The 12,108-nt window shown below is 35.5% G+C and carries 14 protein-coding genes; 13 read left to right on the top strand and 1 reads right to left on the bottom strand.

The window, feature by feature from the left end:
* Positions 1–10: 10 nt before the first annotated feature.
* The 8 genes from I6G50_RS05160 to I6G50_RS05125 all read left to right on the top strand — a co-directional run bounded on the left by I6G50_RS05160 (position 11) and on the right by I6G50_RS05125 (position 6,926).
* Complete coding sequence (locus I6G50_RS05160) at positions 11–226, top strand: hypothetical protein (protein ID WP_003135591.1); 216 nt, start codon at positions 11–13, stop codon at positions 224–226.
* A gap of 150 nt (positions 227–376) precedes the next feature.
* Entirely contained in the window at positions 377–613 is a 237-nt protein-coding gene (locus I6G50_RS05155; RefSeq protein ID WP_197909384.1) for a DUF1858 domain-containing protein, read from the top strand.
* Positions 613–2,073 (top strand): DUF438 domain-containing protein, encoded by a 1,461-nt coding sequence (locus tag I6G50_RS05150; protein WP_197909383.1) that lies wholly within the window; start codon positions 613–615, stop codon positions 2,071–2,073. The genes I6G50_RS05155 and I6G50_RS05150 overlap by 1 nt, the downstream gene beginning before the upstream one ends.
* Before the next feature lie 250 nt (positions 2,074–2,323).
* A complete protein-coding gene (gene nox, locus I6G50_RS05145; protein ID WP_197909382.1) occupies positions 2,324–3,661 on the top strand; it encodes a H2O-forming NADH oxidase in 1,338 nt (445 codons plus the stop codon).
* Between the two features lie 144 nt (positions 3,662–3,805).
* On the top strand, positions 3,806–5,257 hold the full coding sequence (locus tag I6G50_RS05140) for a helix-turn-helix domain-containing protein (protein WP_197909381.1): 1,452 nt from the start codon (positions 3,806–3,808) through the stop codon (positions 5,255–5,257).
* A gap of 102 nt (positions 5,258–5,359) precedes the next feature.
* Entirely contained in the window at positions 5,360–5,677 is a 318-nt protein-coding gene (locus I6G50_RS05135; protein ID WP_197909380.1) for a hypothetical protein, read from the top strand.
* Between the two features lie 32 nt (positions 5,678–5,709).
* Entirely contained in the window at positions 5,710–6,486 is a 777-nt protein-coding gene (locus I6G50_RS05130; RefSeq protein WP_232252382.1) for a WxL domain-containing protein, read from the top strand.
* A 20-nt stretch (positions 6,487–6,506) separates the two neighbouring features.
* Positions 6,507–6,926 (top strand): hypothetical protein, encoded by a 420-nt coding sequence (locus I6G50_RS05125; protein WP_197909379.1) that lies wholly within the window; start codon positions 6,507–6,509, stop codon positions 6,924–6,926.
* Positions 6,927–6,993: 67 nt separating this feature from the next.
* On the opposite strand, the gene I6G50_RS05120 is transcribed toward I6G50_RS05125, so the two are convergent.
* Complete coding sequence (locus I6G50_RS05120) at positions 6,994–7,755, bottom strand: class A sortase (RefSeq protein ID WP_197909378.1); 762 nt, start codon at positions 7,753–7,755, stop codon at positions 6,994–6,996.
* Positions 7,756–8,071: 316 nt separating this feature from the next.
* Between I6G50_RS05120 and I6G50_RS05115 the strand changes: the two genes are divergently transcribed.
* The 5 genes from I6G50_RS05115 to I6G50_RS05095 all read left to right on the top strand — a co-directional run bounded on the left by I6G50_RS05115 (position 8,072) and on the right by I6G50_RS05095 (position 12,101).
* On the top strand, positions 8,072–8,413 hold the full coding sequence (locus I6G50_RS05115; RefSeq protein ID WP_197909377.1) for a hypothetical protein: 342 nt from the start codon (positions 8,072–8,074) through the stop codon (positions 8,411–8,413).
* A 4-nt stretch (positions 8,414–8,417) separates the two neighbouring features.
* On the top strand, positions 8,418–9,239 hold the full coding sequence (locus tag I6G50_RS05110; RefSeq protein ID WP_197909376.1) for a WxL domain-containing protein: 822 nt from the start codon (positions 8,418–8,420) through the stop codon (positions 9,237–9,239).
* Between the two features lie 26 nt (positions 9,240–9,265).
* A complete protein-coding gene (locus tag I6G50_RS05105) occupies positions 9,266–10,051 on the top strand; it encodes a WxL domain-containing protein (RefSeq protein ID WP_197909375.1) in 786 nt (261 codons plus the stop codon).
* A gap of 31 nt (positions 10,052–10,082) precedes the next feature.
* Positions 10,083–10,811: a WxL domain-containing protein gene (locus I6G50_RS05100; protein WP_003135577.1), complete on the top strand. Its 729-nt coding sequence runs from the start codon at positions 10,083–10,085 to the stop codon at positions 10,809–10,811.
* A 159-nt stretch (positions 10,812–10,970) separates the two neighbouring features.
* Complete coding sequence (locus I6G50_RS05095) at positions 10,971–12,101, top strand: DUF916 and DUF3324 domain-containing protein (protein WP_197909374.1); 1,131 nt, start codon at positions 10,971–10,973, stop codon at positions 12,099–12,101.
* The last annotated feature ends 7 nt before the right edge of the window (positions 12,102–12,108 follow it).

The following is a 12,108-nucleotide window of genomic DNA, read 5'->3' as shown; positions in this document are numbered from 1 at the left end:
GAGCGTAAAGATGTACAGTCTTTTTGATGTTGAAGGAGATGCTGAATCTATCATATCTTATACAGAACATGCAATGTTACTGGAAGGTAAGACTTCAGAGGAAATCGCGATGTATAAGGCTGAAGTAGAAAACTGTGATTATCACTCTCTTGTCAGTGTATCTGTGAGTATGTTGGATGAACTTAATGGTATACACACTCGACAAGAAGTTAGGCATATAGAATAATGTAAGAAAAAACGAGTAACTAACAGTTTAAAACTGTTAGTTTTTTTATAAAGAAATCTATATTATTCTTTTAAAGTTATTTGAGTTTTGTTAGAATAAGTTGTCTAAGTTTTTCACAAAACTTGATATTTAGTTTTTAAGGAGAAATAAATGATTCAACTTAATATAGATGCCAGACTTTATGATTTGGCCACACAATATCCTAAAATAGTGGATATCATGGATGAGCTGGGCTTCCATGAAATAAAAGTCGCTGGTATGCTTCAAACTGCTGGACGCATGGTGACGATCCCAGTGGGAGCGAAAATGAAGCATATTGATTGGGATGAAATTGTTCGAGTATTTGCTGCAAACGGGTTTGAGTTTACTGATGAGGGAGATAAATAATGGAGGTTCAGGCAAAAAAATCAACCACTATTGACCGTCAAAAAAGGATTGTAGAAATATTAACATTATTGCATGAGGGCGGCTCTTTTGAAGAGGCCAAAAAAATTTTTAATGAAGAATTTGATGGTGTTGATGTTTCAGAGATTACGAGCGCCGAGAAGGCTCTCATCCAAGGTGGATTAAATCCTTCAGAAATTCAACGCTTGTGCAATGTCCATGCTGCAGTATTTAAGGGTTCCATTAAAGAAATTCATCAGTCTTCTTTAGAGGAAAATACGCCAGGACATCCTATTCACACTCTAAAATTGGAAAATCAAGTGATAACTTCATTGCTGAATGATGAGATACGTTGGGTTTTTGCGAAGATTGAAAAAGGTGACTGGTCCTTAAAGAATCGCCTACTTGCAGCTGTTGAAGATTTGTACAATATTGATAAACACTATACTCGCAAAGAAACTTTAATCTTTTCTTTTATGGAAAAATATGAAATTACAGCACCACCAAAGGTAATGTGGGGTGTAGATGATGCTGTACGTGAAATGATTAAAGAAACAATTGATTATCTGAAATCAGATAAAGTAGCATTGAATCCTTTGCGTGACTTACTTGAAGATATGACCACTGAAATCGAGGAAATGATTTTTAAAGAAGAAGCAATAATGATTCCTATGTGCTTAGAAGTATTTTCTTTAGACGATTGGGAACAAATTGAGCAAGATTCGACAGAAATTGGTTATTCCTTTATCGCCGAACCTCTAAAATGGAGAGCTTCAAAAGAAGCGCGTGATAAAGAAGAAGAACGTGAACCAGCACGTTTAGCAGCGATTGAGTCCGCAAAAGAGATGACATCTGCAATTGCGGCAGATACTACTAATGAGATGGTAAAGCCTAAGCGAATTAAGCGCCAATATGACTGGGAGAAGGCTAAGGGAGATGGTGTGGTTGTCCTTCCAACAGGAATTATGCATTTAAATGAACTGACTGCTTTATTCAATGTCCTTCCTGTAGATTTAAGCTTTGTCGATCAAGATGATATTGTTCGCTTTTTCTCTGGGGGAGAGCGAATCTTCCCCCGTGCGAAATCTGTTATTGGGCGTCGTGTTATCGATTGTCATCCGCCTAAATCGATGGATGCCGTGGAAAAGATTTTAAAGGACTTCAAGGAAGGAATAAGGGATCAAGCAGACTTTTGGATTGATTTACACCGGTTTAATAAAAAAGTATACATTCGTTACTTTGCGATGCGTGATGAAGAAACAGGAGAATATCTTGGCTGTTTAGAAGTTTCTCAGGATATTACAGCTATTCAAAACTTAGAGGGCGAAAAACGCTTAGATGGACACGATCAAACACCTTCAGAATATGAAAACCAAGTAGCCAAATCGATGGACAAGGCTAAAGGTACTGAAATGCCTGAGTTCGTGAAAAAAATGCTCGCTGAAAAAGCAAAAAACGAGTAAAGTTTATGTTTCGAGAAAATATGAGAAAACGAAAGATAGCTCAAGTTTTCTTGAATATTGGATAATTTACTGGAGTGCCTACCTTTTGGGATGGGCACTTTTTAGTGTTTTCAAGTAGTTTGTATTTTGGTACACTTTGTGAAGTTCGTGAATTCACAAACTTCACAAGCGCTTACAAAAGTATTATAAGGTAAGTGTGCTAAACTATTATTGTAAAAACTTTTACAATAAAAAAAGGAGATTTTCCAACATGAAAATCGTTATTATAGGCACAAATCACGCCGGCATTGCCGCTGCAAATACATTGTTAGACAACTATTCAGGCCACGAGATTGTGATGATAGATCGTAACAGCAATATGAGTTATCTAGGCTGTGGAACCGCACTGTGGGTTGGTCGTCAAATTGAACAACCTCATGAACTCTTTTATGCACGTCCAGATGATTTTGAGACAAAAGGAGCGAAAGTATTGACTGAAACAGAAGTTTCATCAATTGATTTTGAGGGGAAAAAAGTACATGCTACAACAAAATCAGGAGAAGAGTTAGTTGAAGAATATGATAAGCTTATTCTTGCCATGGGTTCTCGTCCAATCATTCCTAAAATTCTAGGTAATGAACTATCTGGGATTCATTTTCTAAAACTTTTCCAAGAAGGACAAGCAGTTGATGAAGAGTTTGCGAAAGAGGAAGTAAAGCGTGTAGCAGTTATCGGTGCAGGCTATATTGGAACAGAAATTGCAGAAGCGGCACAACGTCGCGGAAAAGAAGTATTACTTTTTGATGCAGAATCAACCTCTCTTGCTTCATATTATGATGAATCCTTTGCTCAGAGAATGGATGAAAATCTTTCAAATCACGGTGTTGAGCTGCATTTTGGTGAAACTGCACAAGAATTTAAAGGAACAAATGGGCATGTTTCGCAAATTGTAACCAATAAAGATACTTATGATGTTGATATGGTTATAAATTGTATTGGTTTTACAGCAAACAGTGCCCTTGCAAGTGATAAACTTGATACTCTAAAAAATGGAGCAATTAAGGTCAATAAACATCAACAAACAAGTGACCCTAATGTCTATGCAGTTGGAGATGTAGCCACAATTTATTCTAATGCTTTACAAGACTTCACATATATTGCCTTGGCTTCAAATGCTGTACGTTCAGGAATTGTTGCAGGACATAATATGGGCGGGAATCCTTTGGAAGCTCCTGGTGTACAAGGCTCAAATGGTATTTCGATTTTTGGCTACAATATGACTTCAACAGGTTTTTCCGTGAAAGCCGCTCAAAAGTTTGGCTTGGATGTAGCCTATACAGATTTTGAAGATAAGCAAAAAGCTTGGTTTTTACACGAGGATAACGATACCGTCAAAATTCGTATTGTTTATGAAAAAGAAAGCAGACGAATTGTCGGCGCACAATTGGCGAGTTATAGTGAAATTATCGCAGGTAATATCAATATGTTTAGCTTAGCGATTCAAGATAAAAAAACAATAGATGAACTCGCACTTCTAGATTTATTCTTTTTACCGCATTTCAATAGCCCTTATAATTACATGACAATGGCTGCTTTAAAGGCTGAGTAATCGACAGATATAGAAGTCATTTAAAACAAAAATCACTAAGTTTTTTACTAGTGATTTTTTCATTTGTTTCATTTACATTTGTTCAATATTATATAATGTTATATAATAGAAAAAAATTAAGTGTAGTAACTGGAGGAAGGTTTAGTGTTAAAATATTTAGACGAAGATGATTTTAAAAAGCTTAAAATCTTATATTATTTAGAAAATCATCACCTTTCGACAGTACTTTTTGACGATTTAATTGAAGAATTAAAAATTAATAACTACCAAGTAAAAAAACTATTAACAGAAATAAAGACAGAAATAAAAGCTTGGAAATTAGAAAATCACTATCTTATTGACTTACATACACAAAAAAGTTATGTCCGTTATGAAAGAAAAACTCAAGGCAACATAATGTTACTCTTAAATCATTATGCAAAGCGTTCCCAGATGCAGGCCCTTGTCAGAGCAATATTTACAGAAGAAGTTAATAAAATATCTGACTTAGAAGAAGTTGTCTTTTTATCTAAATCTGCGACTTATAAACTCGTTAAAAAGTTTTCGGAGTTATCTGTAGCGTATGGGATATCCATTGATAAAAATATGAAATTTTCAGGTGAAGAATGGATGATCAGAGAATTTCTTTATAACTTTTATCTTTCTTTGTATGGTGATCTTTATCAAAGTTTTTCCAAGGATGTCTCAAATGATCTTAAACAAATGTTGAGAAACTTGGAAAAAATAGAAGGGCTCTTCTCACAACCGTTAAGTCTAACAGATAAGACTAAAATACTCTATCGTCTTTTTGTAATCTATACTCGAAATTATCTAGGAAATAAAGCACAAGTCACTGGTTTTATGAAAGTTAACGGTGATTTTGTATGGCCTATACAAGAGCTTCTAAGTGATTTTTTAGACGAATCAGTAGAAGAAGTACTTGATGAAGCCTATGAACTCCTTTATTTTCTCTCAAGTGAAGGCATAGCTTCGGTGTGCAATTTTGAGCTACCTGAAAATGTAAGAAGATTGACAGGACTTTTCACTAAGACCTTCATTGATAAATTTTCTGGACATGAATTTGAGATAAATCAGAAAAAAACACAGGCTGAATTAAACAATATCCATCTCCGACTACTTATCTCTTTAAGAGCAAACTTTGATTCATCCAGCCTAAATGATTTCAAGTTTATGGGAGAAAATTATGAAGAAATAGAATTGTTCTGTCGAAATTTTGCAGATCAAATGCTTTTAGATACACAATATAGAAATTTATTTCAAGAAAAGCATGAGGCACTTATCCGCGAATATATGTTTTTGCTCTTATGCTATACGACAGTACATAAGACGAGACGGTCGGTTAAAATATGTGTCGATTTTTCCTATGGTATATCCTATAATCGCTATATACTAGAAAATATAATGTCCTTAGGATTCTTAAATATTGAAGCCAGTTTAGGAAGAAACGACGAAAATATTGATATTTACTTGTCAAATCTCCCTTCACTAGAAGTAGATGCAGAGCAGATTATTTGGGCATCTCCACCAACATCTTATGACTGGGAATTTTTTGGTAATTGTGTAGTAAAAATCAAGAAAGACAACTTCAACGCCTAGTTGTTTTTTTATTTTTTTTTGAAAATGGAAAAAAAGAATGACTTCTTGAATTCTAAATGTTAAAATTATCATAAATAGATGCTTAGATGAGGGAAGATTCCTATGAAGAGAATTATTAGAAAATTATCAGTTATATTTGTATTGTCGTTATTCTCATTTAGTTTTATGAGTGTTTCAATTTCTGCTGCTACTTATGAAGGTTATGGACAAACGGGATTTTATGGTGAATATCAGCCAGCTAAAGATACAATTAAGAGCTTACCTCCTGAGGAATTAGTAGCATCGGGAATGTTAGAGAGTGAAAAAATACCAGATGCAGGAGATTCCTCATTCCTTACGTATCTTCTCTTGGCTTTATTACCGCTTCTCCTAGGTGGAATCTTGATAAAACATTTGAAACAAGAAAAATATAGAAATTAATATAGACGGGAAATCACTAGAAAGGAGAAGTGTTGAATATAAAAGTTTTAATTTTTTTAATATGTCTTTTCACCTCTATTCACATAACTCAAAGAGTAAGTGCTGATGAAAATACAGTGGATTATAATAGTAAAGCAGGTATTGTCTATCTTCCTTTTAGTGGTGTAACTCCTCCAGTTAATCCTGAAAGTCCTAATACTTCAGTAGACCCAATAAATCCTGATGGTACAAAACCTAACCAAGGTACAGGGGGCGAGCTTTCAATCGACTTTGCAAGTAGCCTTGATTTTGGTATGAATGAGATTTCAAATAAAAATCAAGTTTATTTCGCCCAAGCGCAAAAATATTATAAGTCCTCATTAATTACTCCCAATTTCATACAAGTAACAGATAACCGTGGGACTTTAAAAGGTTGGACTCTAAAGGTTTATGAAAAAGTACAATTAAGAGCTCAGAAAGCACCTAAATATGAAGAATTAAAAGGAGCTTCTATGTCCTTTTTGAAGCCAACATTAGTAACAAATGGTGACGCAAAGTCACCCAAATCTTATGAAGTGATGGACTTAATACCAGGAGTGGAAACACTAATTGCACAAGCAGATTCTGGGGAAGGTGGAGGCACTTGGCTAGTTCGTTGGGGAAGTAAAAAAGAGTTGTTCAAAAAAGAACTTCTTGCAGGGGAAGAGAATATAGAAAGATATTTTACCTCAGCCGTGAGTCTCTATGTTCCTGGTTCAACGCCTAAAGAAGCAGCCGATTACCGTACAAATTTAACATGGATACTAAGTGAGCTTCCAGATAATCAATAAAATATAAAGGAGTATCTTTGATGAAAAAAACAAATAGAGGAGCGACAAAGATTACTTATTTGTTTGTCTGTGGGTTAGTATTATTATCTTTTAGCTTAACAGGACCAGGTGCACAAAGCACATCTGAAGCAGCAGAAGTGCTAAATCCACTTTCGCCAGAATCGAAAGTGACACCTCAGGAGCCCGAAGCGATACCTGCTCCGAAACCTCCATTAAAATCAGAAGAACCTAAGAAGGAACCTCATAAACCTGTTCATAAAGAGGAAGAAAAGAAGAAAGGTAAAACAAGGAAAAAGAAAATCTTTTTTGCGCCAGATACTACCGTTGCACTTGAAAATTCCCAAAAAGTAAGAATACTAGACGGTGAATCTTCTTTAACAACAAGTACTGGGAAAGTTCTTTCATGCATGTCGGGAAGACTTCTCTTTGGGACTAGATAGCATATAATATTATGAAAAGCAAAAAAATCACCAAATGGATGATTTTTTTTTACTTTAATAAAGAGAGTTATAACTTCCAAATATAAATTAAAAATAATACAGTCATAACCAGTGTAATGAACAAAGGTAAAAGAAATTTTATCCAATAAGACTTGGTATGCGCTTCTTTGATGACTTTTTGTTCATGAGTAAAGGAGGCTTGAAGGTGTTGAGAGGGGACAGTTACTTTTTTGGCAGTAACAAGGACTCGATAAGGTGTTTGGGTAGCTGTATTACAAGTAATCAAATAGAGGTAATTTGCTCCCTTATCTTGTAGGGCCTCCAGATCTGTTTCTTTAATAATACGATTGGACTCCACCTTATAAACATAATATTTATCAAAATATCGAATGTAAATTTCGGCATCTTTTTTTAACTCTTGAACACCACCAAAAAGGAGGCTGGAGTCATATTGGACATGATGCCCAATTACTGTCAAAGTTTGCTGGCTCGGGTCACGTTTTGGAAAAAGGCTGACAGTTCCTTGCGCCATATTATCTTTTGTTAACCCTACAAAAATTGGTTGGCTGACAGAAACACTGGGAGCAACAATTTGCCCAATAGCCGCATTGTTTTGTTTGCCATAAGCATTAATAACATCTTGCAAATCAGGAGCCTTAATTGTTTCAGAATCAGGGATAACACGAGGCAGGTTATTTTTTACGACTTCCGTTTTTGTCAGCTGAGAATGTGTTGCTATTCCAAAATATTTAGAAAAAGGAACAGAAAGAGTTCCTAACATTAAAAGAATAAGGATAGTAATTAATATTTTTAAGTGTGGTTTCTTCATTTTTATTCATTTCTTATTTTTTTTCAATCATAACAAAATGAAAATATTTTGTAAATGTATTTTCGATGCTTAGAGAAAAATTGTATAAAATAATATTTGCGAAAAGAAAAGGCATAAGCAGTAAAACATTGATGTTATCTACTTTAACATCTTCTTTTTTTATTTTTTTTTTTGAAAAAAATAAAAAATAAAAAAATCATTAAACTAAGATTGACTTACGTACAAAGGGTGTGATTAAATAGATTTGTGGTTTAAGGTGATTGACGTCTAACTTTATTTCCTCAAATTAATAAAAACCCAAAGAGTTGGAGGTGTAATGTTAAAGAAAATTTTATTTTTGATTGTTTTCCTACTGACGACTGGTTCTGGGATGCTCCACGCGTCTGCAGACAAGGTAACTTACAACAATCGTGATAGCATTGGATTTGTCGGAAAATATGATTTAAATGATCAAGAGAGAAAAAATCAAGAAAAAAATAATGGTTTAACTTTATCTGAAAATAAACAAATTGGAAAAATCATTCCAAGTGCGGGAGATTCTAGCCCGTTGCCACAGCTCATGTTCTCTATATTAGGAGGAGCACTGCTAATATACAGCACACAAAACCTTATTAGATATAATAATCATAAATTACAAAGAATTAAGGAAGAAATATAAACTCATGAATAAACTTATGTTAAAATCAACTGCAACACTTGCAACTTTAATGGTCATTACTCCTATCGCGACGAGCACTGTTTTTGCTGCAGATGCTAATTATCCAACCTCAGGTGATTTAGAATTTGTAACGGGAGATACGGGCACTAAACCAGTGGATCCAACAGATCCGGGTAAACCGGTTATACCGGAAAATCCTGATCCAGGAAAACCAGTTACTCCGCCGGTAGAAGTAACAAAAGGACTGAGTTTAGACTTTGCATCAAGCTTGTCTTTTGGAAAACAAAAAATTAGTTCAACGACTGAAACTTATTATGCACATGGACAAAAAATAGTTGATGGAAGTGGAGCGGTAACAGGTATCGTACCAGATTATGCACAAGTTACTGATGTGCGCGGGTCGTTTGCAGGATGGACACTTTCTGTAGCAACAGATGCACAATTTAGAGAAAATGGCACTGATATTACAACCACGCCTGAAGCTAGTGCGCCACTGGGGACATATTTAACAGGTGCAGAGCTTAAGTTTAGTAAGGGTGCAGGAAATGGTACAGTAACGGCTGCCAAACCATCAAATATTAATGCATCAGACTTTACACTAAGTACCTCTGACCAAGTCGTGATGGCAGCAAAAGCCAATGAAGGAATGGGTACTTGGACATATGCTCTAGGTGCTACGGCTGACTATGATGCGAGTGCAACTGCTCAAGATGCAGTTGCAACTAAGTCACCGATAACTCTTACTGTCCCCGGAAGTACAGCTAAAAAAGCAGCAGCTTATACTACAAGTCTCATCTGGAAACTTTCTGACACGCCAGGCAATTAACAACCAGTTGATGAAAGGCAGGTAGAATGAGAAAAGAACTGGTATATGGTATAGCTTTGTTTTTAGCTTCTACAACTATCATTATTTCTTCCGAAAATATTAGAGCTGACTCCGAGAGTTATCAAACGTCTGGAGAAATTGGTTTTACACCAGGAAAGGAAATAACTCCACCTGTTAATCCAGGGCCAAATAATCCCGGTTCTGCTGTTACTCCAATCTGGCCAGATGGCAAGACACCTTCTCCAGGGACCCCAGGTCCCTTATCTATTGATTATGTATCATCTTTTGACTTTGGAATTAATAATATCTCGACTCAAGATAGAACTTACTATGCGAAATCACAAAGATATATAAATTCCAATCTTGAAACTCCTAATTATATTCAAGTCACGGATAATCGTGGAACAACTGCAGGATGGACTTTGAAAGTTATAGAAAAGGCTCAGTTCCGTCAAGAAAACGTCTCTGCAAAACACCGCGTTTTAGAAGGGGCAATGATTTCTTTGAAAAATCCCGAAGCAGTCTCAGCCAATGAAGACGCTGCACCAAAAATTCAAGAAATCAATAACCTCGTACCTGGTAAAGAAACAGTTGTCGCAACAGCAGAAAAAGGTGCTGGAGTAGGGACTTGGACAATACGATGGGGAAGTAAACTCGTAAAACAAAACGCACTTAACAAAGAAGGAAACGTAGTAAAAGAAAACTTCAATACTGATGTCCAACTTTACGTTCCCGGAAAAACAATTAAAGATGCGGCTTCTTATACGACTCAGTTAAAATGGATACTCTCTGAGTTACCTCAGAATAGTTAAGTATATAGTAAAACAATAAGGAAAAACGAATATGAAAACGAAAAAAATTATTTCTCTTACAGCACTGGCATTAATTATGTCATCCACAGGGGCTTCAACTGTCTTTGCAGCTGATGGTGGAACATACGACTCAAACGGAGTAATCACCTATACTCCGTCAACCAAACCAACCGATCCAGTGGATCCAACCGATCCTACAAAACCAGTTACGCCCATTGACCCAACTGATCCAACTGGACCAAAGCCAGGCACGAATGGTCCGCTTTCTATTGACTATGCCTCAAGCTTTGACTTTGGTAGTCAAGAGATCACATCTTCAGATAAGACTTACAATGCTAAAGCAAATCCACTTTCGGATGGTTCAACTCGTCCAAACTGGGTTCAGGTTACAGATAACCGTGGGAGTTTAGCGGGCTGGTCTCTGTCTGTTCAAGCAACAGAATTTACAAATGGTTCAACTGGTACTGGATCAGTACTAACGGGCGCTAAAATGACACTGTCAAATGGTAGAGTAGTTACAAACTCTGAATCCCCTGCAAATAAATCAGTTTCTTCAGTTACTTTAACACCAGGTGCTTCTTCAGGGACAATTCTTGGTGCGACAGCAGGCAGTGGATCAGGTACTAACCTTCTTGCATGGGGTGATGATACAACCAAAGATTCATCAGTATCTTTATTTGTCCCAGGTAAAGCAACAAAGCTAGCTACAACTTATAAGTCTACTCTGACTTGGACATTGACAGACACTCCAGCAAACTAAGATAAATATTTTATCATTTATAAAGAGAAGCTTACCATAGACGAAAGCTTCCTAAAAATTATATTTTCTTCTTTCTCATTCAATAAAAGAAGAAAATAAGCAATTATTTATTATATTATTATTCGAAGTTAAAATATTATTATCGAGGTTAAAGGAAATATGAAAAACTTAAAAAAATGGGCAGTCTTTACACTAGTACTAAGTGGAATAATAGCCTTTGGCAAACCAGCTTTTGCAAATCAATTTAATTTTAGTGTTAAAGCTGTATTACCCGAAAATCAAGCAAGCAAAGCATCCTATTTTGATTTGCTAATGAAACCAGATCAAGAACAAACACTCTCTGTTGAGTTGAGTAATTCAACAGACAAGTCTGTTACTGTTGAACAGGGCTTAGCAAGTGCTACAACAAATTTAAATGGAGTAGTTGAATACTCTCCAAATAATATAAAAGCTGATTCATCCTTAAAGTACAACATGAAGGATTATGTGAATCTTGATAAAGAAATCGTCTTACCACCTAAAACGACAAAAACGGTAAAGATTAAAGTGAAAATGCCTGCTACAAGATTTAAGGGTTATATGGCTGGTGGGTTAACTTATAAAGAAAAACAGAGTGAGAAGAAGACCTCTGACTCCAAAGGAATCAGTATTCAGAACGAATATGCTTACGTTATTGCTCTTTTGATGAGTCAAGAAAGTGAAAAAGTAGCGCCTGATCTTAAATTAACCAAAGTAGCTCCAGGTCAGGTAAATTATCGGAACGTAATCAATGCCAACTTGCAAAATCCAACAATGGGTTATCTGAATCAAATGCAGCTATCAGAAACGATTAAAGGAATTGATAATCCGAAGCTTGTATATAAATCAAGTAAAGAAATGATGCAAATGGCACCTAATTCCAACTTTGATTACCCTCTTTCATTGAATGGAGAAAAACTACAACCAGGTAAATATCAGTTGAAAATGACTGTTCATGGACAGAAAGATGAAAATGGTAAATACGTAGTTAAAGACTCAAAAGGAAATGAAACGAGATACAAATATGAATGGAAATTTACTCAAGATTTTGAAATTACAGCTGATAAAGCACGTGAGCTTAACCAGAAAGATGTCACGATAAAACAAGATAATTCTTGGATTAAATGGTTGATTATTGCGCTTATCATCCTCGTTCTTATACTTATACTTTTCTTTATTTTATGGAAACGTCGTAAAAAAGAAGAAGATGAAAAAACAGCACGTATTGCAGAACTTGAGAAAAAGTTAGATGAAAAAGAGAGTAAAAAATAAAGAAAAT

This window comes from Lactococcus garvieae, assembly GCF_016027715.1.
Taxonomy (GTDB): Bacteria; Bacillota; Bacilli; order Lactobacillales; family Streptococcaceae; genus Lactococcus; species Lactococcus garvieae_A.
The sequence above is the reverse complement of the archived record's forward strand: the minus strand, read 5'-3'. Positions and strand labels throughout refer to the sequence as shown.

What these genes read in the sequence shown, in the direction of transcription:
- I6G50_RS05155 (WP_197909384.1), top strand. Translation starts at nt 377, where the DNA reads ATGATTCAACTTAATATAGATGCCAGACTTTATGATTTGGCCACACAA.
- I6G50_RS05120 (WP_197909378.1), bottom strand. Translation starts at nt 7,755, where the DNA reads ATGAAGAAACCACACTTAAAAATATTAATTACTATCCTTATTCTTTTA.
- I6G50_RS05110 (WP_197909376.1), top strand. Translation starts at nt 8,418, where the DNA reads ATGAATAAACTTATGTTAAAATCAACTGCAACACTTGCAACTTTAATG.
- I6G50_RS05100 (WP_003135577.1), top strand. Translation starts at nt 10,083, where the DNA reads ATGAAAACGAAAAAAATTATTTCTCTTACAGCACTGGCATTAATTATG.
- nox (WP_197909382.1), top strand. Translation starts at nt 2,324, where the DNA reads ATGAAAATCGTTATTATAGGCACAAATCACGCCGGCATTGCCGCTGCA.
- I6G50_RS05125 (WP_197909379.1), top strand. Translation starts at nt 6,507, where the DNA reads ATGAAAAAAACAAATAGAGGAGCGACAAAGATTACTTATTTGTTTGTC.
- I6G50_RS05105 (WP_197909375.1), top strand. Translation starts at nt 9,266, where the DNA reads ATGAGAAAAGAACTGGTATATGGTATAGCTTTGTTTTTAGCTTCTACA.
- I6G50_RS05135 (WP_197909380.1), top strand. Translation starts at nt 5,360, where the DNA reads ATGAAGAGAATTATTAGAAAATTATCAGTTATATTTGTATTGTCGTTA.
- I6G50_RS05115 (WP_197909377.1), top strand. Translation starts at nt 8,072, where the DNA reads ATGTTAAAGAAAATTTTATTTTTGATTGTTTTCCTACTGACGACTGGT.
- I6G50_RS05095 (WP_197909374.1), top strand. Translation starts at nt 10,971, where the DNA reads ATGAAAAACTTAAAAAAATGGGCAGTCTTTACACTAGTACTAAGTGGA.
- I6G50_RS05150 (WP_197909383.1), top strand. Translation starts at nt 613, where the DNA reads ATGGAGGTTCAGGCAAAAAAATCAACCACTATTGACCGTCAAAAAAGG.
- I6G50_RS05160 (WP_003135591.1), top strand. Translation starts at nt 11, where the DNA reads ATGTACAGTCTTTTTGATGTTGAAGGAGATGCTGAATCTATCATATCT.